Source organism: Kaistella palustris DSM 21579, assembly GCF_000422265.1.
Classification (GTDB): domain Bacteria; phylum Bacteroidota; class Bacteroidia; order Flavobacteriales; family Weeksellaceae; genus Kaistella; species Kaistella palustris.
Genome location: NZ_AULL01000013.1, coordinates 236114 through 262126, shown reverse-complemented (window position 1 = coordinate 262126; position 26013 = coordinate 236114). Strand labels below are relative to the sequence as shown.

19 protein-coding genes and 1 tRNA gene are annotated in these 26013 nt (G+C 39.2%); 13 read left to right on the top strand and 7 right to left on the bottom strand.

Annotated elements, in window-relative coordinates; all coding sequences use genetic code 11:
- Positions 1–72 precede the first annotated feature (72 nt).
- The 3 genes from H562_RS0104585 (at position 73) to prmA (ending at position 3253) form a co-directional block, all read left to right on the top strand.
- Positions 73–1242: a THUMP domain-containing class I SAM-dependent RNA methyltransferase gene (locus H562_RS0104585; RefSeq protein WP_027376428.1), complete on the top strand. Its 1170-nt coding sequence runs from the start codon at positions 73–75 to the stop codon at positions 1240–1242.
- Positions 1243–1290: 48 nt separating this feature from the next.
- Positions 1291–2304: a glycosyltransferase gene (locus tag H562_RS0104580; RefSeq protein ID WP_027376427.1), complete on the top strand. Its 1014-nt coding sequence runs from the start codon at positions 1291–1293 to the stop codon at positions 2302–2304.
- Positions 2305–2425: 121 nt separating this feature from the next.
- Positions 2426–3253, top strand: coding sequence for a 50S ribosomal protein L11 methyltransferase (gene prmA / locus H562_RS0104575; RefSeq protein ID WP_027376426.1), 828 nt, complete (start codon positions 2426–2428; stop codon positions 3251–3253).
- Between the two features lie 26 nt (positions 3254–3279).
- Here the strand turns inward: prmA and H562_RS0104570 are convergent.
- Positions 3280–3353: transfer RNA gene (locus H562_RS0104570), tRNA-Arg, on the bottom strand.
- A 44-nt stretch (positions 3354–3397) separates the two neighbouring features.
- On the opposite strand from H562_RS0104570, the gene H562_RS0104565 reads away from it, so the two are divergent.
- From H562_RS0104565 to H562_RS0104555, 3 genes are read left to right on the top strand one after another with little or no spacing between them, the layout of a single operon-like run.
- Entirely contained in the window at positions 3398–4444 is a 1047-nt protein-coding gene (locus tag H562_RS0104565; RefSeq protein WP_027376425.1) for an ABC transporter substrate-binding protein, read from the top strand.
- 54 nt (positions 4445–4498) lie between these two features.
- A complete protein-coding gene (gene mtgA / locus H562_RS0104560) occupies positions 4499–5143 on the top strand; it encodes a monofunctional biosynthetic peptidoglycan transglycosylase (protein WP_027376424.1) in 645 nt (214 codons plus the stop codon).
- An 18-nt stretch (positions 5144–5161) separates the two neighbouring features.
- Positions 5162–7198: a recombinase gene (locus tag H562_RS0104555; protein WP_027376423.1), complete on the top strand. Its 2037-nt coding sequence runs from the start codon at positions 5162–5164 to the stop codon at positions 7196–7198.
- Here the strand turns inward: H562_RS0104555 and H562_RS0104550 are convergent.
- From H562_RS0104550 to H562_RS0104535, 4 genes are all read right to left on the bottom strand, one after another.
- On the bottom strand, positions 7176–7469 hold the full coding sequence (locus tag H562_RS0104550; protein WP_027376422.1) for a DUF721 domain-containing protein: 294 nt from the start codon (positions 7467–7469) through the stop codon (positions 7176–7178). The two genes, H562_RS0104555 and H562_RS0104550, sit on opposite strands and share 23 nt — an antisense overlap.
- On the bottom strand, positions 7466–8569 hold the full coding sequence (gene recF / locus H562_RS0104545) for a DNA replication/repair protein RecF (protein ID WP_027376421.1): 1104 nt from the start codon (positions 8567–8569) through the stop codon (positions 7466–7468). The genes H562_RS0104550 and recF overlap by 4 nt, the downstream gene beginning before the upstream one ends.
- Before the next feature lie 134 nt (positions 8570–8703).
- Positions 8704–10506, bottom strand: a complete 1803-nt coding sequence (locus H562_RS0104540) for a POTRA domain-containing protein (protein WP_027376420.1) — start codon at positions 10504–10506, stop codon at positions 8704–8706.
- A 27-nt stretch (positions 10507–10533) separates the two neighbouring features.
- Complete coding sequence (locus tag H562_RS0104535) at positions 10534–11295, bottom strand: UbiA prenyltransferase family protein (protein WP_034690659.1); 762 nt, start codon at positions 11293–11295, stop codon at positions 10534–10536.
- A gap of 57 nt (positions 11296–11352) precedes the next feature.
- Between H562_RS0104535 and H562_RS0104530 the strand changes: the two genes are divergently transcribed.
- From H562_RS0104530 to H562_RS0104500, 7 genes are all read left to right on the top strand, one after another.
- Positions 11353–17268, top strand: coding sequence for an alpha-2-macroglobulin family protein (locus H562_RS0104530; RefSeq protein WP_027376418.1), 5916 nt, complete (start codon positions 11353–11355; stop codon positions 17266–17268).
- Between the two features lie 355 nt (positions 17269–17623).
- The gene (locus tag H562_RS0104525) at positions 17624–19102 is read left to right on the top strand and encodes a TolC family protein (RefSeq protein ID WP_233701973.1); all 1479 of its coding nucleotides are present in this window, start codon (positions 17624–17626) and stop codon (positions 19100–19102) included.
- A 101-nt stretch (positions 19103–19203) separates the two neighbouring features.
- Complete coding sequence (locus tag H562_RS0104520) at positions 19204–20163, top strand: HlyD family secretion protein (protein ID WP_027376416.1); 960 nt, start codon at positions 19204–19206, stop codon at positions 20161–20163.
- A 22-nt stretch (positions 20164–20185) separates the two neighbouring features.
- Complete coding sequence (locus H562_RS14655; protein WP_051190394.1) at positions 20186–21427, top strand: ABC transporter permease; 1242 nt, start codon at positions 20186–20188, stop codon at positions 21425–21427.
- Between the two features lie 341 nt (positions 21428–21768).
- Positions 21769–22329 (top strand): Crp/Fnr family transcriptional regulator, encoded by a 561-nt coding sequence (locus H562_RS14650; RefSeq protein WP_051190393.1) that lies wholly within the window; start codon positions 21769–21771, stop codon positions 22327–22329.
- A gap of 51 nt (positions 22330–22380) precedes the next feature.
- Positions 22381–22836, top strand: a complete 456-nt coding sequence (locus H562_RS0104505) for a DUF1569 domain-containing protein (RefSeq protein WP_027376415.1) — start codon at positions 22381–22383, stop codon at positions 22834–22836.
- A 45-nt stretch (positions 22837–22881) separates the two neighbouring features.
- The gene (locus tag H562_RS0104500; RefSeq protein WP_027376414.1) at positions 22882–23328 is read left to right on the top strand and encodes a VOC family protein; all 447 of its coding nucleotides are present in this window, start codon (positions 22882–22884) and stop codon (positions 23326–23328) included.
- An 88-nt stretch (positions 23329–23416) separates the two neighbouring features.
- Here the strand turns inward: H562_RS0104500 and H562_RS0104495 are convergent, their stop codons facing one another.
- Together H562_RS0104495 and H562_RS0104490 are read right to left on the bottom strand one after the other, a co-directional pair.
- Positions 23417–24631 carry an acetyl-CoA C-acyltransferase gene (locus H562_RS0104495; protein WP_027376413.1) on the bottom strand — a complete coding sequence of 405 codons (1215 nt, stop codon included), beginning with the start codon at positions 24629–24631 and terminating at the stop codon, positions 23417–23419.
- A 148-nt stretch (positions 24632–24779) separates the two neighbouring features.
- Entirely contained in the window at positions 24780–25898 is a 1119-nt protein-coding gene (locus H562_RS0104490) for an MBL fold metallo-hydrolase (RefSeq protein ID WP_027376412.1), read from the bottom strand.
- Between the last annotated feature and the right edge of the window lie 115 nt (positions 25899–26013).

The following is a 26013-nucleotide window of genomic DNA, read 5'->3' as shown; positions in this document are numbered from 1 at the left end:
ATTTGCCGATATAACTTAGCAAACCCAGACCTGCTTTTTAGCATCAGAACTGCGGAAAGTTGCGGCAATACTATGGATACAGAAAATTTAAAAATACAGATTAAAACGCTTTTCGGCCTCGAAGAGATTCTGGCAGAAGAAATAAGAAAACTCGGCGGCAAGAACGTGGAAGTTAAAAACCGCGCCGTGAACTGCGAGGGTGATCTCGGCTTCCTTTATAAAATAAATTATTCTGCGCGAACTGCGCTGAAAATTATGATTCCCGTTCTCACTTTTAAAGCCTGGGATGAAAACCGGTTTTACGACAAACTTTTTGCTTTTCCGTGGGATGAGTATATGACCGTGGATCAGACCTTCGCTATTGATGCCACGGTTTATTCTGAAAGATTTAATCACTCGCAGTTTATTTCTTTAAAGATGAAAGATGCCATTGCCGACTATTTTAACTTTAAATACAGAAAAAGACCCACTGTCGATACGCGCGATCCCGACATTAAATTTCATCTTCATATTGATCGTGAGCTCGTTACAATTTCTCTGGATTCCTCGGGTGATCCTTTGTTTAAAAGAGGTTACCGCAAGGAGCAGGGCGAGGCACCGCTGAACGAAGTCCTGGCAAGCGGCATGCTGCAGCTCGCAGGTTGGGATGGCAAAGGTAATTTCCTGGATCCCATGTGCGGTTCCGGAACATTGCTTATTGAAGCTGCCATGATCGCCCTCGATCTGCCCGCACAGATCTTCCGGCGAAAATTCGGTTTTCAGAACTGGAAAAACTATGACGCAGAACTTTTCAAAACAATTAAGGAAGTCCGCATTAACCGGGTTAAAGAATTTACCGGCAAAATTGTAGGCTACGATATCGACTCCAATATGCTGCACGCCTCGAAGGTCAACATTGAAGCGGTGGAATTACAGGAAGTCATCGAAGTCCGTGAAAAAGATTTCTTTCAGTCCAAAAAAGAGCTGTTTCCGTTGATGATGGTTTTCAATCCGCCCTACGACGAACGGATCGAAATCAATGATGACGATTTTTACAAAAAAATTGGCGACACCTTCAAACAGGGATATCCGAATACACTGGCCTGGCTCATTTCGTCGGATCTGGATGCGATGAAAAAAGTAGGTCTACGACCATCCAGACGGATTAAACTGTACAACGGAAAACTGGAATGTCGCTTTCTACAGTTCGAAATGTACGAAGGCACCAAGAAAATTCACAAATTAACAAACGAACCGACCTAAACAATATTCCATTTTACTGTTTTATTGTTACACTTTTAACTTGTTACATTGCCTACAATCTCCGTCATCATCGCGATTTACAACAGGAAAGACGAACTTTTCGAACTCCTCAATTCGCTCACGCATCAGACCGATAAAGATTTTGAGGTCATTATTGTTGATGACGGTTCACAGATCAATTTAAAACCCACTGCAGATCTTTTCCACCAAAGTCTTTCCATAAAATTTTTCTGGAAAGACAATTCAGGACCGGGCTTGTCGCGAAATTATGGTGCAAAACGGGTTCACGCGCAAGATGTGGCTCAGAGCTGGCTGGTTTTTGTAGATTCAGATGTGATTGTGGAGCAGGATTACATAGAAAACATCAGGAAAAATTTAAGTGAAATATCCTGCGATGCTTTTGGTGGTGCCGATAAAGCGCACAAAGGTTTTAATCTGATGCAGAAAGCCATTTCCTATTCCATGACGTCTGTTTTTACAACGGGCGGCATTCGGGGAAGCAAAAAAGCCATCAGTAAATTTCAGCCGCGCAGTTTCAATATGGGCGTCCGCCAGTCAGCTTTTGAAAAGGTTGGCGGTTTTTCCGAAATGCGCATTGGTGAAGATCCGGACCTCTCGATGAAACTTTGGGAAAACGGCTTTAGCACCGCTTTTTTTGATGATATCGGCGTGTATCATAAGCGTCGTGTTGATTTTGGCAAATTCTCAAAACAGGTGTACCAGTTCGGCTGTGCGCGTCCCATTTTAAACCAGCGTCACCCGGAATACGTGAAATTTTCATTTGCCTTTCCCTCGCTTTTTTTCCTGGGTTATATCCTGGGTTTTCTGGAATATTTCATGTTTCACAACGGCCTTATTTTAGGATTTTACGGGTTTTACACCTTTCTCGTCTTTTTTCACGCACTCTACAAAACGCGCAACGTGAGCATCGCCGCACTGGCGGTCATTTCCACTTACATACAGATGTTCTCCTACGGCTTCGGTTTTTTAAAATCGTGGATTTTGCTCAATGTTATACGCCAGAAACCCGAAGATGCCTTTCCGCATCATTTCTATAAGTAGAATTTGGGCGCACATTTCCGCCCTCCATTCCCGCTTCCCGCGCGGCGCGGGAGAGCTCCATTCAGGTCGGGGCGCAGGAAGTTTTTAACAGCAAAATTGGTTATTTTTACAAAAATTTACAATGAATAATTATTTAGAATTCAACTTTAAAATAGTTCCGCTTCAACCCTGGAACGAGATTCTGATGGCCGAACTGATCGGTATCGGTTTCGACAGTTTCACCGAAGAACACGACGGTATCCTGGCATACATACAAAAAGAACAGTTCCGCGAAGAAGATTTAAAACAACTCCATCTTTTGCAGAATCCGGAAATTCAGGTTTCTTACTCATACACCGAAATGCCGAACATCAACTGGAATGAAGAGTGGGAAAAGAACTTTTCGCCGATCAATATTGAAAATCAGGTTTCCATCCGCGCAGAATTTCATGGGAATCAGGGTTTACCGCACGAGATCATCATACAGCCAAAAATGTCTTTCGGCACCGGTCATCATGCGACGACTTATCTTATGATCCAGCAAATGCTGGATATGGATTTTCGCAATAAAACAGTCCTCGATATGGGTTGCGGAACTTCAGTCTTGGCGATTTTTGCAAAACAGCAGGGAGCAGCAAAAACCGTCGCCATTGATATTGATGAATGGTCCGTGGAAAATTCCATAGAAAATGCCGCCCGAAACAATGTTGACCTGGAAATCTCGCAGGGCACAGCTGAAAACCTTGGCGAAGAAAATTTTGACATCATTCTGGCAAACATCAACAGAAATATTCTGATCTCTGATATCCCGACTTATGTTTCCGTTTTAAATTCCGGCGGTCAGCTTTTGCTTTCAGGTCTTTGTTTCTTTGATGTTGATGATATTCTGGAAGTTTGCACGGCGCAAAATTTAACTTTGAAAAAGAAAATCCAGCGTGAAGAATGGGTTTCCCTACTGCTTGAAAAATAAAAAAACCCAGCAAATGCTGGGTTTTGTGACCTCGACAGGATTCAAACCTGTAACCTCCTGAGCCGTAATCAGGTGCGCTATTCAGTTGCGCCACGAGGCCTTTTTTAGGTTTGCAAATATAACACAATTTATCTTCTTTCAAAAATGAAATCTACTTTTTTATTTATTTTTTCACTGCTGATACTTTTTTCCTGTAAAAAAGAACAGGTTTCTGCGGATCAAAATTGGCAGCCCATCTCCGCAAATGTAAAATATAAAGCTGATGCCAACACTATTGAGCTGCAGTCGGGAAAATTCAACTATAAAATACCTTCTTCAAAACTGCCTTTTAAACGCGTAATCCTACTTAATGCCAGTTTGGTGGGATATTTCACCGAACTTGATCTTGCAGACCGCATTGTGGGCATTTCAAGTCCGGAATATGTGTATTCTCCGCAAATCAAACCGCTGCTTAGCGAAGGTAAAATTGCAGATATTGGTAACGAACAGAAATATGATGTGGAGAAGATCATTGCGTTAAAGCCCGATGTGATCTTCACCAATTACATTTCAAGTTTTGACAATACCTACGATCTCATCCGAAAAAACGGAATTGAAATTATTTTTCTGGATGAATATCTGGAGCAGAACCCACTGGAAAAATCAAAATATTTACTGGTATTTGGGAAATTATTCAATGTTACTGAAAAGGCAGAAAGCCGCTACAGTTCCATTAAAAAAAGTTATGATTCCCTGAAACAACTTGCAGCTACCACAAAAGAAAGACCGCTCGTTTTAAGTAATGAAATGTACGGGAACCAATGGTTTTTGCCCGGCGGAAAAACAAACCTCGCACAGTTCCTTTCGGATGCAGGCGCGCATTACATCAACGCTGACAGTCCAGAAGCCAAAGCAGTTCCGCTGAGCTTCGAAGAAGTTTTCGTAAAAGCTGAAAAGGCGAAATTCTGGGTAAATGCAGGAAACCATCAGACCAAAAAAGAAATGCTGCAGATCGATCCCAATTATGCGAAGATGAATGTGTATAAAAACGGCAAACTCTATACGCTGACCGGCAGGGAAGTGGGCAAATCAAACGATTACTTCGAAAGCGGTGTCGTACGCGCTGATCTGGTTTTAAAGGATTACATAAAAATCTTTCATCCACAGTTGCTGCCGGATTATAAATTAACATTTTTGAAGGAGCTGAAGTAAATTATATGCCTATTTTTGCGGCGTAGAAAATCTAAAAACTCACTTTTCTAAACCATGTGGAAGAAAATCAAAAAAATCTTTTTACTTCTTATCCTCGCCAATATCCTGTTCATAGTTTGGGGCAAATTCTTCAATCCACCGGTTACGCTTACGCAGATCGGCGGTCTGTTCGAATATCAGAAACTGCAGCGCGATTATATTTCTTATGATGAAATGGGAACTAACGTAAAAAAAGCTGTGATCGCCTCGGAAGATCAGTCCTTTTTTACGCATAAAGGTTTCGATTACAAAGCGATTGAAAACGCGATGAAACATAATGAAAGCGGTAAAAGAATCCGCGGCGGAAGTACTATTTCGCAACAGACCGCAAAAAATATATTTCTGTGGCAGGGCAGAAGCTGGGTGCGGAAAGGACTTGAAGCCGTATACACCTTCATCATCGAGATTGCCTGGGGAAAAGATGTGATCCTGGAACGCTACCTGAATTCAATTGAAATGGGACGCGGTGTTTTCGGAGTAGAGGCGGCCTCGCAATATTATTTTCATAAAAGTTCCGCCAGTCTTACCAAGAGTGAAGCGGCCTGGATCGCCGCTATTTTGCCAAATCCCAAGCAATACGACCCGAAAAACCCTTCTGCCTACTTAAAAAGAAAGCATACCTGGATTATGCGGCAAATGAATAACGTGAGTTTGAAATAATTTATCTTTGTCTGCAATATGCCATTCTACAGCCGCATCAAAGTAAGTTTTACGACCACGCTCGCGCAGTACTTCAGTTTTCGCAACGAAACGAAATCAGTGGAACCGCTGGCGGAATTAATGCGTACGTTACACGAGTCAGATTTTGGCGAAATTCTGGATTACCTGAGAAATAATGAAGAAATTGCAGACAATTTCTCCTACTATATCAAAAATCTCTTTTCGGGCAAACCTTTTAATTTATCACTTACCGAAGCTAATATTTTATCTGAAAAAGCTTTTTATCCGGAATTTAAGAAAAGGGTCCTGAATAAGTTTTTACCGGCGGTAGAAAATGAAGATACCGTATGGTTTCTGGTTGATGCCGCTTCCGTTCATCCGAGGAGGGATATTGAATATCTTCGGCGGATTCCGCAGAAACAGCTTAATGAGTTTTTTCGATTACTCAGGATCGATGATTTCATCACTCATCCTAAAGTAAAAAAAGAACTTATTTTCTCGATGAATATCCTCGCCTGGCGGGTAATCGGCAACGCGATGGAAGTTGAAGTGGTGAACATGGCACCGGAATACCGAAACTTCGACAATCCGTTTTTAGCCCTGCAAAATGAACTGGATCTGCTGAATGAAAATTTTAACAAAAACCCGGCTATCACCTTAACCTCCAAAGATGAACATTATAAACAGATCAAAGTTTACCTGGAACAGGGACAGGACTTTGTGAATCTGGCATTTAAAAACTCAGCAAAATACGGGATTTCGGGTAAGATCAACCAGTCGCTCCTGAAGATCCGGCAGCAGCTGGACCGTATGCGCGACATTCTTGCGGTGATGGTTACGGACAGTAAAGATGAGGTTGTTCTAAAGTCGCAGCAGTTATTTTTCAATATTCTAGAATATAAATCACACAAGAATAATCTTGCTGATCTTATTTCCGACAGTACAAGGCTGATGTCGCACCTTATCACCAACCATACGGCAGAAACCGGCACACACTACATCACTTCTACCGGAAAGGATTATTTTAAAATGTTTATGAAAGCCAGTGGCGGTGGAATAATTGTCGGTTGCCTGGTTGTTTTGAAATTATTTTATGGTTCACTTCCCGGTAGTGATTTTTCGCATGCGGCGTATTATGCTTTCAATTACGCGATGGGTTTCATTATGATTTATCTGATGAATTTCACCCTGGCCACAAAACAGCCTGCCATGACTGCAGCTACCATGGCCAAAGTTCTTTCGGAAGGTGAGAATACCAAAAAAAACTATGTCGACTTTGCGCATTTGGTATCCAAGGTTTTCCGCACGCAGTTCATTGCTTTTATGGGTAATGTGTTTCTGGCTTTTCCCGTGGCGCTTGCTTTAATTTATGGATTGGATGTGCTTTTTCAGCAGAATTTCGCAGCGGAGAAAGCAGCCAAACTTTTGCAGGATCACGATCCTTTCCGCTCCAAAGCGATTCTCCACGCCTGTATTGCAGGTTTTTTCCTTTTCATTTCGGGAATTATTTCGGGTAACGTGGCAAACAGTTCGGTGTTTTACAGCATTCCGAAACGTATCGCCAAAAATCCGTTTTTAAACCAGTTCATCGGTGAGCACTCCTCAAAAAGACTTTCGGAGTTTTACGCCAGGAACTGGGCGGGAATCATGTCGAATTTCTGGTTTGGTGTTTTTCTGGGCGTTACCGGTCCGATCGGACTTTTCTTTGGACTTGACCTGGATATCCGGCACATTACATTTGCAGCGGGAAATGTCGCACTCGGATTTTACGGTTCCGGCTTTATGATTGATTCCTACACTTTCTGGATTTCCATCATCACGGTTTTTATCATTGGATTTTTCAATTTTGCCGTAAGTTTTGGGTTGTCTATGTTTTTGGCTTTCCGGTCCAGGAAAGTGAATTTCGGCGAGGTCCGAGAAATTTACCGCGAAATAATCCGGTATTTCCTTAAGAATCCTTTGCGGTTTTTTCTGCCCATTCAGTCAAAAACGCTGGATATCCGAACCAAAGAAATGGTGGACAATACGGTACCTACCAAATCTGAAGATCGCTGAATTCCGCCTCGGGAAACTGGTTGTTGAACTTATCGAGCAGAAATGTTTTCCGTAGGCGGAAATCGTTTTTCAGCAGCGGAGATTTTATCTTTATAATGAGAATTTTACCGTTTAGATTTACGGCTTCAATTTCCTGGTAGAGGGTTTCCTTTAAATATTCCCGCAGAAAATCTTTAACTTCAAATGCCAGAAGTTTATCTTCAAAACCATGAATTCTTGCAAATGACCTTACAAGTTCCGAGGACTTATATTCGCGTTTTTTCCTTTTCATAAGTCGAAGATTTTACTTTCTTCATTTATTCTTTTCACCACATTTTCTGTGCGTTCGCGGTTGGTATCTGTAATGAATATCTGGCCGAAATGCTCATTATTTACAAGTTCGATCAGTTGGGAAACACGGGAATCATCAAGCTTATCAAAAATATCATCGAGCAGAAGGATTGGCGTTTTCCCCGTCAGTTCTTTAATCCTGTTCATCTGCGAGAGCTTAAGCGCTATCAAAAATGATTTTTGCTGGCCCTGACTTCCCATTTTCTTCAGTGAATAACCATTCATCTCAAAAAGCAGATCGTCTTTATGAATACCTTTGGACGTATAAGTTACTGCACGGTCTTTATCCAAATTCCCGCGCAGCAGTTCCCGGAACGTTTCATCCGGCGTACTTTCCTGCGATGCGGGCTGTAAATCGGATTGGTAATTTACGGTGACTTTTTCATTGCCGTTGGAAATGGTTTCGTAGTAATTCTGGATCAGCGGCAGAATAGAATCAGTAAATTCCTTTCTTTTCAAAAAGATTCTGCTCCCGAATTTTACTAATGGTTCATCGTAAATCGCAAGATTTTCGGCATCGAAATAGCGGTTTTTGGCAAATGATTTCAACAGTGCATTTCTTTGCTGCACTGTTTTCTGATACTGGATTAAATTAAAAAGGTAGTCGGAATCGGTTTGCGAAATCATGGAATCCAGGAACCTCCGTCGGCTTTCACCAGAGTCGGAAATTAAATTTGAGTCGTACGGTGATATAATTACGCTGGGCAAAAAACCAATGTGATCTGCGATTCTGTCATAAGTTTTATCGTTTTTCTTAATGATCTTCTTGGCATCCTTTGGCTGTTGGATTTTCAAAATCTCCACTTTTTCACCATTATAAATATGGCTTTCGAGCGTGAAAAACTCGCGGTCAAATTTTATATTGTTTACATCTGTGTTGCCCAGAAAACTTTTTGCCACCGACATATAATGAAGCGCATCCAGGATATTGGTTTTCCCTGTGCCATTGTTTCCCACAAAGCAGTTGATCTGTGGTGATAGTTCGAAATTTCTCTCATCGTGATTTTTAAAATTAATCAGCGAAAGGTTTTGGATGATCATAATCCTAAAATTTTTTGAAGTTTCTCAGGATTTTCGATAGTCCCAATTGGAAATGTTCTTTTCGGTGTGTGCATTTCTTCGGCAGTAAAGATAAAAATTTCCGTGCAGAAGATTTTTAAAAGCAGACTAAAAAATTAATTTGGGAAGTTTACGAAATGCGGTCTGCTGGTTTCAAAATTATTCAGCGGCAGCATGTTATTGCGGTAATCATTAAATTCAAATACAGATTTATTATCGAAGGGAACTTTGGGATAAAACACAAACGAAAGTTGAATTCTGTTGAAGACAAGATATGGATTATCAATCAAAACGCCGATGCCGAATTTAGATTCAGTTTTTGTGCTGAAAAGTTTTTCGCTGTTTTGCGACATCCACCCCAGCGCCACAATGCTGTACGGACTGAAATGGAAATTTTTCCACGTTTTATCAATATAAAGTTGAAGCTGATACCGCAGGATCAGTTTTTTGGTGCCGATATAATCCTCACTGTATGGCGGAAATTCGCTGTCATTTACAAAGTTAATCCGGTCTCTGTAGCTGGTATTGTACAGCTGGCTTCCCCAGGCAAAGGTCGGAGAAATAAAATGGCGCACCTTCCCGAAGCTCAGATTCTGAAGATTTGTAAAATATGTGCCGTCAAAACGGAAGGAGTCGCTGTTGGCTTTGTTTTCATTAAAGAACCGTCCGTATTCTGCCTTTGCCGTAAAATAGCCCCAGTTAATGAACGTTCCGAGCGAGGCCGAAATCCCGGCATACGGAACTGCTCTGGTACCTCTGTTCAAAAAACCACCTGTAAAGCCCAATGATTTGCCGTAAGGAATATCTTCGGGTAAGTTATACTGAAAAATGTCTTTCTGCACCGAGTATTTTCTTTCGATGAACTTCGCCGAGGCTAAAAAGCTGGTGTTGGAGGAAAAATAGCCGTTTTCATCTGCAAGTGGACTGTCCTTGTATTGGTAGTTCTGAAACCGTCCCAAAACCGCAATATTCCGTGAGATCTCAGCATTCTGGCCTATAAAAACCGGAAACTGGTAACCGCCCCACAGATCCTGATTGTAGACTTTGATCTGGACTTCCGGGTAGTCAGATGTATTTTCTAATGGCATCAGCACGCGCCGCATAAAATACTCGAAAGTGAAACCACCTGCCCACCTTGTGAGCGGCGAAAAGAAATCACGCGTTGCACTGAAAGTAAGTCTTTCGTTGTCATAAAAGTCTTTCTCACCGGAAATTTCCGCGTCGATGAACGAACCAAAAAGATTGGTCGCTTTGTAGCCGGCAAGAATATTATTCTGTTTGTCCTTAAAATCATCAGTATAAAGGAAGTTCACTTCGTGACCTAAACCAAGCAGATTTTCTTCCTTGGCGCCCACACCAAATTTTTTGCCCGAAAAGCGCAGCCGCGGTTTTAAACTCCAGGAATCAAGAACCTGAACCAAAATATCAATAGAATCTTTAGAGGAAGTGCTGTCCGCTACGCTGATTTTCACGCGGTTTACAAAGTTGGTGTTTCGCAGTACACGCTCGGATTCGTACAGTTTCTGTGCATTATAGGTTTCGCCCTTTTTAAAAAGCAGATAATTGTGGATCGTTGATTTTTTGCTGTCGATGTGGATACGGTCTGCAAGGCGGTCGTACCATTTCTGGTCCTTTTTTCGGTCCGCAATCTGGTAGCCAAAAGGATCTGTGGTTTCGATCCTGATATTGCGGATTATTTTTCCCCTGTAAGTGTCTGCTGCCTGTTTTTCGGTGCGCGACTTTACCGAAACGGAATCCGCTTCGCGCCGGAATATGAGTCGGTGGATGAATTTTGTTGATTTCCTTTTGTCCGAGAATTCTTCGATTTTATAATAAATTGAATCTTTTTTTTCCTGCGCAGAAACAATGGAAATAAAAAAACAAAATACGGAAACGAAAAATAATTTTTTTGCGTGCAAGGTGTAGTGATTTGAAAAACCTGAGTATCAATTAATGAGCCAGCGCAGCATAATCAGCAAAAAAGGCAATCCGCTGCAGCCTTCTACCCAAAAAGAAAAATAAGACTCCCTGTTCGAATTTTCGGAAAAATAAATAAGAATAAAGGTGAAAACTGCGGTGATATAAAACGCAAAGGCAAAATCGGCTTTAAGAAACAATACAGAAATCATTAAACTCACAAACACAAGTGCGTAAGCCAGATATTTGGTGCGCTGAACGCCGATCAACTGCGGAAAAGTCACGACCGTATCCGAATTCATATCGCGGATATCAAAGGGCAGAACAAGTGCCGTGATGAACAGCCAGGAAATCCAGAAAATCTCGGGGTTAAACTCCGGCAGGATCAGCCAGGAATTAATTAAGGCCCAGGTTAATCCCACATAAAATATCTTGAAAAGCGGAATTCTGCGCACGAAGAATTTAAGGAATGTGCTGTCGTACAAAAGTCCCAGAACTACGATGACCGCCCATTTTAGCAGTCGGTTTTCATTATGGTTGTACAGAATGAGCGCCGCGGAAATAATTCCGGAAACGATGTTGAAAACAAGGATTTTATAAAATAGTTTTCCTGTATTCTGATATTTGGTGTAAAGGTAACCGCTGAAATACGTGATGAAGATCAGAGCAATGGTCGGTGTTTTGATAATGTTCTGCTCAAACATAAAAAAGACAGCAAAAAAAGTCCCCATCAGGGAGACAAATATTTGACTGTCGATAAGGTATTTTTTTAGTAAATTTAGGCTGTTCATATCGCAAAACCTCAGGGTTTTCAAAACCTTTGAGGTTTTAAATAAGTAAACAAATCTATGAAAAATAAAATTTTTGCACTCTTTCTTTTACTCTTCAGCTTCGGTCATTTTTTTGCCCAGAAAAATTACGATAGCCAATGGAAAAAAGTAGCCGAAAATTATAAAAATGGCAAATTCAAATCTAACCTCCCTATAATTTTAGAAATCCAGAATCAGGCTATGAAAGAAGACAATGCCGTGCAGCTTATCCGTTCGTTGAAAGCGGAATTCAGCATCATTAATCAAACTTCTGATGATACTGAAAATGATGCTTCCACTGAATTTTTTACCAAGCTTAATGGCTTAGACTCCCAATTAAAGGGCGATGAAAAATTACTATTTCAGGTTTTGAAAGGTGAGTTTTTCAATGATTATTACAATGAAAACCAGTGGCGGATTAATCAGAGAACGAATTTGAACAATCAGGATTTTACGCAAATTGAAACGTGGTCAAAGCTGGACTTTAAAAATTATTTAAAGAAACATTTTACTGATTTAGACTCAAGAAATGCAGAGTTGCAAAAGATTTCGATGTCGAAATACAAAGAGATTTTCGAAGGAACTGAAGATCTGGATTATTTCCCGACTTTGTTTGACTGGAAGGCGATGAATGAAATTAAGTTCTATAATAATTCGCAACTTTTCACACCAAATGAAAAGAAAGTCAATCAATCGAAAATTGCAGGTATATATTCAGAATTAATTCAGAAAAATGCAGGGAATTCAAAACTCTATTTTCAGCATCAAAAATTAAATGATGACTGTGAATTTTTAAATTGTAAAGACAAAACTCAACAACTCCAAAATTTGGTAAAATCTTCTACAGAAGGTGATTATAAAGTTTTGATTATTGCTGAAATCATCGATCAATTAACCGCTGATCAAAAATATAACGAAGCGCTTTTATTAATTAAAGACACGAAGCAACAATATGCGAAATCTAAATTTCTGAATAATATTCTTAATAGAGAAAATTCAATTCTTCAACCCAATTTATCCATTTATTACGAAACACATACGCAAGCAAATTTGCCGATTCACTTGGTTGCAGACGCGAAAAATGTTTCTAAGTTTTCTTTGAATATTTATGAAGTTAAAGATGATCAGCAGAATTTTTTGAAATATGTAGCGAACTCGTATGATAAAACTCGTTTTCCGGCGGTTAAGAAAACTTTAGTCAGAAAAGAAAGTTTCGATCTAGAAGATTTAAAAGATTATAAAAATCACAAAACTTCTTTAGAAATTAAACCACTTCCGTCTGGAATTTATTTGGCAGAATATGTGGTCGAAAATTCAATTCAGGAAAATTTTTATTTCATCGCCACAAATTCCAGAATCATTTATAACAAAAAAGATGTACGTAAACCAATCGCTGATCAGTTACAACTGGTGAACCGTGAAAATGGCAAATCGGTCTCGAATGAAAATCTGAAAATTTTTGAATTTACAAACGATAAAAAAGCCAATTCTTTTACAGCAAAAGCCGATGAGTATGCGATTTTCAAATTTCCTGTTTCTAAAGATAATCAGTATTACCGATATTATTTGGTGCAACAACCTTCAACGAATGATTATAATTTAATGCAGGTTTACGGCAATCAATATTATAATGAACCAAAGAAATTAGGAGAAGAAAATTTAGCGCAAATTTTTATTGATCGCGGAATTTACCGTCCCGGACAAATCGTTTATTTTAAAGTGATTAATACGAAATTGCTTTTGGATAAAGAATCTGTAGCGTCTGGAATTTCACAGGAAATCACTTTAAATGATGCTAACGGCGAAAAAATTTCATCACAAAAATTCACCACCAATGAGTTCGGTTCTTACCACGGAAGTTTCACGTTGCCGAACGGAAAACTGAATGGACAATTTTCTTTGGAAGTTGATTCTGATGATTTAGATCGTGATGCGACAAAATATTTCCAGGTTGAAGAATACAAACGTCCGAAATTTGAGGTGACTTTTGAACCCATTAAAGATGAGTATAAATACGGACAAACCATTGAACTGAAAGGAAAAGCAATGATGTTTTCTGGAGTCGCGTTGAGTAATGCAACCGTAAATTATGAAATCAAAAAACAAAATATTCGCTGGAGATATTTCTGGTGGTTCCCACGTGGAAATGTTAATGAGAACTCTATTTTAGGAGAAGTTAAAACCAATGATAAAGGAGAATTTGTAATTAAACTTGATCTTAAAAAAGATGAAACTTTAGATGGAATTCAGGTTGATAATTATGAAATTAATGCTTCTGTGACGGATATTAATGGTGAAACGCAATCTTCTACAGAAAATGTAAAAGTCGCCTCTGTTTCGCATTACATTACCGCTTCGACTCCGCTCAGCGACCGCGCTTCTGACTCGCTCAGCGACCTCGCTTTAAACTCGCTCGGCGACCGGGATTTTTTCACCGATGAGAATGTGAAATTTACAGTTGAAACCAAAAATTACAACGATCAAAATTTAAAGAAATCTTATCACGTTAAATTGTCGAAACTTCAACCTAAAGAGAGAATTTATCGATCTAATTTTGAAAGTCAGATTCAGGATTTACCGAAGTTTTCAAAATCTGAATTCAGTCAGAAATTCCCACATGATTATTTCTCGAAAGAAGAGCAGGAATGGAAAACACAATCTGTCATTCTGAATGGCGTGCAGCGAAATGAAGAATCTCTTGATTTAGGAAAACTCGCCGCTGGAAATTACAAACTCGAACTCTATAATATCGAAGGAAAAGACACTATTAAAACTGAAAAAACTTTCGAAGTTTTCGATAAACGATTTTTAACGGATTCACAAAAACCTTATTTAAAAGTCATCCAACCAAAAGCCGAATTCAAGCGAACTGAAAAAGCAAAAATCTTCGTGTATTCTGCAATTCCGAACGCTTTGGTGAATGTTTATATTCAAAATGGAAATGGCGAAACTTTAACCGAACAGAAGAAATTTAAAAACGGACTTTTAGAATATGAAATTTCATTTCCGAAGGACGAAAGTATTGATCAAATCAATGTTCAGTTTCAGTTGGTTGCTTTCAATGATGTGCAAACGCAATCGGTTAATTTGACAATTGCCTGTGACAATAAACCTTTGCGAATTGAAACCGTAACCTTCCGTGATAAATTGCAGCCGGGACAAAAAGAAAAATGGACGGTTAAAGTTTTAGGACAGGATAAAGAGAAAATCAATGCCGAAGTTCTGGCGAATATGTATGATAAATCTTTGGATCAGTTTGCGGATAATTCTTATTATTTCCAGCAAATCTATCAGAGATCTTTCATTATGAATTCTTATGGAATTAATGAAAATTTGGCCAAAGAATATTACAGTAAGAGGGCTCCCCATTTAAACCAAAAAAATATTAACGTTCCGGACTTTAATTGGTTTGATAAAGGGATTTACGGAAATGTGGTAATGCCCCGTATGTATTCTGCTTCTGCAAAAATGGAAGTGATGCGGGATTCTGCAAAGACTGAGGGCGCGCCGCCGCCAATTTCAAAACAATTAGAGACAGCTTCTGGTTTAGTTAATGAAGATAAAACCGATCCCGACAAAATCCCAGTTCGTCAAAATCTCAACGAAACCGCATTTTTCTATCCAAACTTAATGACCGACAAAGACGGAAATGTGACTTTTGAATTTACTTCGCCGGAAGCATTAACACAATGGAAACTGATGTTTTTGGCGCACACCAAAGATGCGCGTTCTGCAACTTTAGAAGAATCCGTAATTACACAGAAAGAGTTTTCAGTAACACCAAATTATCCACGGTTTTTACGGGAAGGTGATGAACTGAATTTGCAATCAAAACTCTCAAGTTTAGTTGATAAAAAATTGAATGGAGTAGCGCAATTGCAAATTTTAGATGCTTTTACGAATGAAGATATTTCATCTAAATTTAATTTGAATGAAACTCAAAAATCCTTTGAATTAGCAGAAAATGGAAATGAAGTCGTTCAGTGGAAATTGAAAGTCCCAAATGATGTTTCATCAATGATTATTAAAGTCGTGGCCACTTCGACGTCGCTTAGTGACCAAAGTACTTTTTCTGATGGCGAACAAAAAGCAATCGCCGTTTTACCAAACAGAATGTTGGTGACAGATGCTGTTCCGATCTTTGTGAAAGAAGGTCAAACTAAAACTTTCACTTTAGAAAATTTAGTAAAAAATACATCGACAACTGCAACGAACTTTTCCAATACTTTGGAATTGACGACGAATCCGATTTGGGAAATTATGTTTGCGTTGCCAGGTTTGAAAAATGACACGAACAATTCTGCGGATGTCGTTTTCAATAAATGGTTTGCCGATGTTTTGGCTTCTGAAATTTTTAAAGCCAATCCGAAATTAAAAATCGTTTTTGAGGAATATCAAAGCAAAGGATTATTGGTTTCTAATTTGGAGAAAAATCAGGAATTGAAACAACTGTTATTAGAAGAAACTCCATGGGTTTTAGAATCGAAAAATGAAACCGAGCAAATGGAAAATCTCGCCAGATTATTTGACGCAAATAATATGCGAAATTCCATTAATGAAGATTGGGCAGAATTGCAGAAACTGCAAAATCCTGATGGTGGATTTTCCTGGTATCAAGGTTATCCGAGTTCCTATTACAACTCGCTTTACATCTTGAAAAATTTAGGAAAAATTAATGAATGGCTGAAAGGAAATACGGCGGATTATCAATCTTCGGAACAGAAAGAAATGGTTGCGAAACTCGTTAATTATGTAGATTCTGAAGTATTCCGATATTATAATTTCGATTCGGCTGCTGAGCGAAGTCGAAGCAATGTTTGGAATAATTATGTTCTCGACTATCTCGACACCCGAAATTATTGGGAAAAAGACCATCCATTAACTGGAAAAGGTGCGCAACTGAAAACTTTGGTCATCAAAAAAGCACCAACGGCGAAAATTACTGATTTTACATTTTTTGGTTTACACAGAGCAGCTTTGCTTTTTAATGATTATAAACTTCCAGCAGTTTCTAAAAAATTAATGACTTATTTAAAAGAAACTTCAACCGAATCAGAAACGCAAGGAATTTACTGGAAACAAAATCTAAACGATTGGGGTTGGTACAATTCCAAAACCGTGAATCACGCCGGAGCGTTGGAAGCCTTCAATAAATTAACACCAACTGACGAAACTTTCATTGAAGAAATGAAGATTTGGTTGATTACTCAAAAAGAAGTTAATTCCTGGGGAAGTTCGCGCGGAACAGTAGAAGTTATTTTCACCATTCTCAATTCCGGAAAATCCTGGACAAGTTCTGAAAGCGATAAAGCTACTATTATTTGGGGTGGAAAAGAATATTCCTCACCCCAACCCTCTCCAAAGGAGAGGGAGCAGAGTACGCCTGGCTATATTAAACAAACAATAAAATCTGATAAAATTGATAAGAGTTTAGGCAAAGTTACCGTTGCCAAACCAGGTCCTGGAATTGTTCAGGGTGGTTTATTCTGGCAATATTATGAGGATTTAGATAAAATTAAATCTTCCGAATCTTACCTTTCGATTACCAAAGAATTGTACAAAAAAGTGAAAACGGTGAATGGTGAAGAATTGGTAAAAATTGCAGAAAATACGCCATTAAAGGTAGGAGACAAAGTTACCGTAAGAATGATTTTAAACACCGATCGCAACATGGAATTCATTCACTTGAAAGATATGCGAGCGGCAGGATTTGAACCATTAAATGTAATTTCAGGCTACGAATGGAAAAATAATTTAGGTTATTATCAAAGTACAAAAGATGCGTCCACGAATTTCTATATCGAGAATATGCCGAAAGGAAAATACGTTTTTGAGTACGATTATATTTGCAATGCAGCGGGAACTTTCAGCAATGGAATTACCACTTTGCAAAATTATTACGCGCCACAAATGAATGCGCATACAAAAGGCACAAAAATTACGATCACCGAATAATTCTGTAGGGTCAAGTCGCGACTTGTACAATCGATAAAATTATCTGTAACCAAATCCGTTTCAATTTTGAAGCGGATTTTTTTTTGGCCAAGGAAATGGAGGCGTTAAGAAAAATTTCTTTTAAAGCGTAAAGAAATTTCCATGTCCGAAGCGCGCAATAATTTTCAATCGAAGGAATAATCTTGTATCGCGCAAGTTTGGAAATTTTAGGTTTAAAAGAAATTTTTTAGCCGGAGTTTCCAGGCCTTGAATTTTTGGTTCTTTTGTTTCAAGACAAAAGAACAATATAAAAAATTAAATATTTCTAATTCAAAATTTTATTGTTGATCAGTCGCGATTTATCTCTACCAAAAATATGTTTTTGACAAATATCAAAGGATTCGATTCCTATTCTCCGCAACTTTGTACCCACAAACAGACAACGAATATGAAAACGCTTAAAAATAATCTGGTCAAATTGCTGTTCTTTTTTCCGCTGGTTTTTTCTGCCCAACAAGCGCCGACTTTACAAGAACTCATCGACAGTGCGCTACAAAACGACGGAACATTAACCCAACAAACCCTTGAAAATAAATATACCCAACTCGATGATCAAAAACTGAAAGATGTTTTTCTTCCTAAAGTTGAAGTGACAGGAAAAGCGGGTTATCTCTATACTTCTGCGCGTCTTAATTCGCCCGAAATTAATATTCCCGCACTTCCACCAATTTTTCCCGGCGCTGTGATTCCAGAAGGTCAACTTTCAAATAATCTGAATATTTCCGGGATTTCAGCCATGGCAAAAGCCGAAGCGAGTGTTTTGCTCTATTCTGGTGGAAAAGTGAAATACCTGAAAGAAGCCAATAAAGAAAAAAATATTTCCGAGAATTTATTGATGCAGAAAAGCCGGGATGAAATCATTACCGAAATTTCGAAAGCCTATGATCAAATGGCCTTGGTTCAGGAATCGAAGAAAGTTTTAGACGAAGCAAAAAAACGTTTAGACATCAATAAAAAAACGGCTGACAAAGCATTAGGTTACGGATTAATCACTCCTTACGATCACAAAAAAATTGAATTAGCTCAGGCGACTTTGAATTCGAAAATAGTAGAATACGAAGGAAAAAAAGAATTGCTGATCACCCAAATCGAAATTTTAACCGGAATCGAACGAGAAAGAATCGCTTTGATTCAGCCACAATTGGAAACTATTTCTTATGAAGTTCTTGATCAGAATATTGAAAATAGAGTAGAGATTCAAGCCTTGGAGCACGGCATTAAAGCGACCGATTATAAAATTAAAGCCGAGGAAAGATGGTGGGTTCCGAAAGTTCAGGCGCAAACTTCCGTAAGTTATATTGGTTTGTTTAATGGGAATATTTCGACGTCAAAAGAATTGTTGCCAAATTCCGGAAAGAAACTGGATTTTAATCCCTCAAATTTAAATGTTTTGCCATTGGTTCAAGCCGGAGTTGGTTTTAAATGGGATGTTTTTGATGGTAATGAAGGGAAGCATCTGGTTGAAAAAGCCAAAATTGAAAAGGAGATTTTAGAAAATAAAAAACGCGATGCTTCTAAAAAACTGAATCTGAATTTAGCCAACAATCAAACGAATTACACGATTGCGACTTCTCAAATCAAATTGAAAGCAAAATCACTTGAAATTGCAAAACAAGGTTTAGAACAGGTGGAAAAAGAATTCCGATATGGAACCAAAACTTCCGCGGCTTTAATTGAAGCCGAAAATGATCTGCAAAATGCTGAACTGGAATATCAGAACGCGATTTTTAATCAAAGAAGAAGCGCTATCGAACTGATGAAATCCACGCAGAATTTGCAGATTGAAAAACTTTAAGAAAAAGATAATAGACAAGAAGACAATAGATAATAGACTTTTAGAGAAGAGAAAGAGACGAAAATAATTTTCTTCAACATTACAACAAACAAACAACAGACATGAAAAATACTGTATTAACTTCTTTCGCTTTGGCAAGTGTTCTCGCACTTTCGGGCTGTAAGGAATCAAAACCTGAAAGAGAAATTGTGGGCAAAACGAAAAAGGAAATTGTTTCCTTCGCTCCCAAATTAACCGGAAGAATTCTCACCATTAAAGTAGAAGAAGGACAAACCGTGAAAGTTGGCGATACGCTTGCAATTTTAGATGTTCAGGAAGTTTCCGCGAAAATTGCGCAGGCAAAAGGTGCAACTTCTGCAGCCAGAGCGCAAGTTCAAATGGCAAAAAATGGCGCAACCGACGATCAACTTCGTCAGTTAAAAGCCAAACAAAAAGGTTTGCAAGAGCAGTTTCAATATGCTCAAAAATCTTTTAACAGAGCGAAAAACATGTATGATGACAGTTTGCTTTCGCCGCAAAATTACGATGAGTATTTTGCGAAATACCAAGGTGCCAAAGCACAATTGGATGCGGTGAATGCGGAACTTCACGATGTTCAGTCCGGAACGCGCTACGAAAAAATTGAAATGGCGCAAGGACAAGCAAATCAAGCAGCCGGAGCATTACAAGAAGCAAATATTGCGAATTCTGAAAAATACATCATTGCCACAAATGACATGGAAATTGAAACCATCGCGTTGAACAAAGGAGAATTGGCAACTGCAGGTTATCCGCTTTTCACAGGTTATATTCCGGAAACTTCTTATTTCCGATTCACCATTCCCGAAAGTAAAATTTCGAAATATCAAAAAGGAATGACCGTGAAAATGTTGGTGAACTACAATAAAAAAGAATTTACCGGAAGAATTGTCGCCATCAAACAATTGGCAAAATACGCAGATATAACGACGGCTTTCCCTGATTACGAACCGGAAGAAGCGATTTACGAAATCAAAGTAGTGCCGGAAAATCAGAAGGCAGCTAAAGATATTTTGGTGAATTCTAATGTGACTTTAAAGTAATTGTCTAACTAAAAGTCACAAAATGAAACAGATCAAATATTTATTAAAAAGGGAATTCCGCCTGTTCTTAACGAACAAAACCTTGATCTCGGTTTTCCTTTTAGCGCCGGTTTTCTATGCGTTACTGATCGGGTTTACGTACCAGTCAGGAAAAGTAGAAAACATTCCCGTGATCGTGGTGAATCACGACAATACGCCCTTATCCGACCAACTTTTGGAAATGCTTCAGGACAGTAAACCCTTGAAAATATTAAGTTACATCAACGAACCGGCAAACCTGAAAGATGAAACCATCAAAACGGAAGCAGCCGCCATGATCATCATTCCCGAACGTTTCGAAGCCATGATGCTGCAGAAAAAATATCCGGAAGTGAATGTTTATGTGAACACTTCAAACGTTTTGACCGCGAATTTCGCCACCAAAGCCATTCAACAAACCTTAGGAACTTTTTCGGCCGGCGCAGAAATAAAAGCCTTGCAAAAAAAAGGAATGAATGCAGATTTGGCGAAAACCCAGTTCGAACCTTTCAAAGCCAATTATATTACGCTCTTCAACACGACCAGCAATTACCTGATTTTTATGTGGCCTGCAATGATGGCGGTCGTTTTACAGCAGGTGATTTTACTCGCGATGGCGGTTTCATTTTCCGAAGAATTTAAAAGAGAATCCTTCATCAAAGATTTTGCAGGTAAGGAAAAATATGCAGTTGCCGTCATGGCGATAAAATGTCTGCCAATCTGGGTTTTTGCGAATTTCAACATTCTTTTCTTCTATCTGTGCAGTCTTTATTTCAAAATTCCCGTCCCGGATAATGTCTGGAATTTCTTTCTGATCACCGCAGTTTTCGTCGTCGCAGCAACGAATCTCGGAGTTTTGGTAAGTATCGTAATTCCGGATGCTTTGAAAGCAACGCAGTATTTAATGGTGATTGCGTCACCTGCATTTATCATCAGTGGATTTACGTGGCCGACTTACGCCATGCCGGAATTTATCAAAAACTTTACTGCGATAATTCCTTTAACGCCTTATTTAGAAGCGCTGAAGATTATGGTTGTTCAAAACGGATCTGCAATTTTGACTAAAAAATATCTGGTTCACTTGCTGATTTTAGGTTGGGTTTATTTCATTATCGGCTGGATCGCTTTGAAAATTAAAATCCATTTCCTATTCAAAAAATACAATATTTCAGAAGATTACGAGGAGCAAATTCCTACAGAAGAGAATCCGAATTTAATCATTAATGATGAAAATTTTCTGAATTAAAATAGAACAGTTTTCATACTGTTTGTTTGTTGGGAACGTCTGGACTTCGGTCCGGACGTTTTTTTAGTGTTTTTTAGGGCAGACATTTCCGCCTTCCACTCTCAATCTTTTTTACTCCTCGTTCCTCGTCGCAAAAAAGGATTTCCGTTCAAGTCGGGCTGCAGATTTCGCTTCTTTCAAGATTATTTACTATTTGAGATTCTTCAACTCAGTTCCAGTTCTAGCCTTCGCTGAGTGTAACGCCTCTGCGTCCGCAATTTGGTGCAAACAGAAATATTCACTTTGCGCACTTTGCGTTTAAATGTATTTTAATTCCTTTATTTTTGTAAAAATGCCATAACGTGAAACTTCTTGACCAAATTTCAAAATATATAAAATTAGACGCTGTTACCGAAGAGTTTTTCCACACAGAAACCCAAACCAAAACTTTCGCAAAAGGCGAATTATTAAGTCATCAAAACACCTATAACCGAAATGTATATTACATGGAAGAAGGTTTGGCGCGAACGTATTATTTCGAAAAAGGAAAGGACATCACCACCAATTTTTATTCAGCAGGAAAATCCTTTGGCAGCATTGATACCATTTTCGCAAATGTTCCCACTATTTATAATATTGAGACTTTAGAAGAAAGTACCATCACTTTTTGTGATTATAAAAAACTCGAAGAATTGTGTTCCGTTTCCCTGACCTCCGCAAATTTCAGTCGGTTTCTTTTGGGGAATTTAATGACGCAAATGTCCAAACGGGTTAATTCCTTGCAACACATGACGGCGAAAGAAAAATACGCCCAACTTTTAGAAGAGAATCCAAATATTATTCTGCGTGCTCCTCTTGGAATGATTGCAACTTATCTTGGGATTTCACAGGAAACATTAAGCAGAATAAGAAGTGAAATTTAAATCGGAAATAATGCATAAATAATTTTAATTTTGAAAGAAAATAACCCGACTATGCAAGATGTTTTCAACGCCAAAGATGCGCAGACTTTTATCGACAGGATCAACAGGCTTACCTCCGAATCAGAGGGGAAATGGGGAAAAATGTCGGTCAATCAAATGTTAGCACATTGTAATGTGACGTATGAAATGGTGTATGAACCTCAAAAACACAAAACTCCAGGCGGAATTGCGAAATTTATCTTAAAGAAATTTGTAAAACCAAAAGTGGTCAGCGAAAAATCCTATCCCAGAAATTCGCCGACGGCACCACAGTTTATCATAAATGATTCCCGCGATTTTGAGTTTGAAAAAAAACGGTTGATCGGCTTTATTCAGAAAACGCAGCAACTGGGAAGAGAAGCCTTTAACGGGAAAGAGTCCTTTTCTTTCGGAAAGCTGAAAGCCCAGGAATGGAATAACATGTTCGCGAAACATTTGAATCATCATTTGGAACAGTTTGGGGTTTAAACTCTCCTTAATTATCCTGTATCTTTAATTTTAAAATTTTTAATTATGGCTATTATCAATGCATATTTAACTTTCGACGGTAATTGCGAAGAAGCTTTTAATTTTTACAGATCCGTTTTTGGCGGTGATTTTCCAATGGTCGGAAAATTTGGTGATATGCCGCCACAGGAAGGTATGCCGCCGCTTTCTGCGGAACTGAAAGACCGCGTTATGCACATGACTCTGCCGATTTCCGCGGAAACTGTCCTGATGGGAAGTGATACAATGCCCGGGCTTCATGAACACAGGATCGGCAACAATATCTCATTATCCGTAAATACAGATTCACGGGAAGAAGCTGACCGTATTTTTACAGGACTTTCCGAAGGTGGAAAAGTAACAATGCCATTGGAGGAAACATTTTGGGGCGCTTATTTCGGTATGTTTACAGATAAATTCGGCATCAGTTGGCTGATCAATTATGATGATCCGGCAAAGGTGCAGCCTCACTAAATTATTCAGAGCAAATAAAAGACGCTTCGGTATTTAACCAGAAACGTCCTTGATTTTTTTCGGGAAACGATGTTCAGTTTGTGGCGAGCTACAGATCTGCATTTTCCAGAATGACTGCATATCCTTGTCCAACACCAATGCACATGGTGGCCAACGCATATCTTTTACCGGTTTTCTGCAGTTCCAGTGCGGCAGAATACGTGATTCTTGTTCCACTCATTCCCAGCGGATGACCGAGGGCAATTGCGCCACCATTAACGTTAACTCTGGCATCATCATTAGCAATTCCGAGTTCTTTTAAAACCGCAATACTTTGTGCAGCAAACGCTTCATTCAGTTCAATAATATCAATTTGATCCAGCGTTAAATCCGCTCTTTTCAATGCTAATTTAGTCGCTTCAACCGGACCGATTCCCATGATCTCAGGTTCAACGCCCACAACTGCGGAACATACGATTTTTGCCAAAGGTTTCAGATTGTATTTGTTAACTGCGTCATCTGAAGCCACAAAAACTGCCGCCGCGCCATCGTTTAAACCGGAAGAGTTTCCTGCTGTTACAGAGCCGTTTTCTTTTACAAAAGCCGGACGCAGCTTTCCCAAAACTTCTAAGGTAGAATTGGGTTTTATGAATTCATCCTTATTAATGACGATCGCATCACCTTTTCTTTGTGGAATTGTGATATCCGAAATCTCCTCTGCTAATCTTCCCCTTTGTTGGGCCTTCGTTGCTTTCATTTGAGAATTCAAAGCAAACTCATCCTGTTCTTCACGGGAAATATTATATTTTGCGGCGAGATTTTCGGCGGTTTTTCCCATCGTATCAATGCCGTACATTTTCTCCATTGCAGGATTTACAAAGCGCCACCCAAAACTGGAATCGTACATTTTGGAATCTGTTCCGAAAGCCGAGGCGGATTTGGAAATTACGTAAGGCGCCCGCGACATTCCTTCTACACCGCCTGCAATAAACAGATCACCTTCATCAGATTTTATCGCTCTCATCGCCTGCACGATGGAACTCATACCGGAAGCACATAACCGGTTTACAGTTTCACCGGGAACATTAATGGGAATTCCGGCCAGCAACAAAGCCATGCGCGCCACATTACGGTTGTCTTCGCCCGCCTGGTTGGCACAACCGATGATCACGTCATCAATTTTATCCAAAGGAATGTCCGGATTTTTTTCAATAAGATTTTTTATGACAGAAGCCAGTAAATCGTCTGTTCGTACAGCAGCTAAACTTCCTTTGAAATTTCCGATGGCTGAGCGTGTACCATCGATGATATATGCGTTCTTCATTTTTATTTTTTGATGAGCGTAAATTTAGGAAAATTTACATGGCTGCTGAAGCCTATATTTAGGTGAGTTCTCCTGATGAATTCTTTTAAATAATAATTTTAAATAAAAACTTACAGAGTATCTTAAAATTATTTTCAGCATCAAGGTTTCAGTCGTAAGATTCCCACCATTTGCCATAAGTTTTATTCTCATCTTCCCAGTTGACTTTTTCGCCGATCCTGGGTGTGATCAGACGAAATTTTGCTTTCCCGCGCAATGCTGATATTTTTTCCAAAGGTTCTTTCCAGTCGTGAAGCGCAAGCGCAAATTTTGAATTGTGTACCGGAATTACGGTCTTTGCTTTTAAATTTTTTGCAGCAGTTAGAAATTCGTCCGGCAACATGTGTATATACCTCCAATCGCTGTTGTACTGCCCGTTTTCGAGAATTGCCAGGTCAAAACCACCGTATTTATTTCCGATTTTTTCGAAATGGTTATCAAAACCCGAATCGCCGCCGATATAGATTTTTCTTTTTGGTGTTTCGAAAACAAAACTCGCCCATATTGCCTGATTCCGCTTAAAGCCGCGTCCGGAAAAGTGGCGGGCTGTTTCTGCGTACACTTTGAAACCGGAACCCGGATCGAAGTTCTCGCCCCAATCCAGTTCGATAATCCTGGCCGGCTCGTAATTCCAATATTCCAGATGTTCACCCGTTCCTAATCCGGTAATTACCTGGTTAACCTTTGGCCGAAGTTTGCTGACAGTGTCAAAATCAAGGTGATCCCAGTGGTCATGCGTAATGATTAAATAATCCAGCATGGGAATATCGTCGGGTGTATACAGATCGGTGCCTGCGAAAGCTTTGACGTTGAAGGTTACAGGTGAAGCGTTTCCACTGAATACCGGATCTACGAGAATTTTTTTGCCTTCGGTCTGCAGAAAATAGGAAGAATGGCCCATCCACACATAGATGTTTTCATCGGGATTTAAATTCTTGAGATCGGACTTTGCAAAATTGAATTTTGTTTTTGGACGTAGGTTTCTGCTTTTATGAAACAGAAACCGGAAGAGAACGCCCGGCATCGAAGCATCTTCTGCAAGCTGCGGTGTATGGCTGAGGTTTTGAAAAGAGCCTTTGGTATAATGCGGTGAATTTTTAATTCTTTCGAGGCGTTTGCCGGCAGGTGCTTTGCCGAATCCTGGATTTTTCATAAAAATAAAAACTCCTGCGACAAACAGTATGACAAGCAGCAATAATCCGATGATGATATAGTAGACTGTTCCCAAAGTTTAGTTTTATAAAGTGGAGATGCAGATTTCGACAAAAAGTGTTCCTAAAAATAACTTTTAATTCTGATGGTTTTCGAATGCAATATAATGAAGTGCGGAAATCAAATTTGAA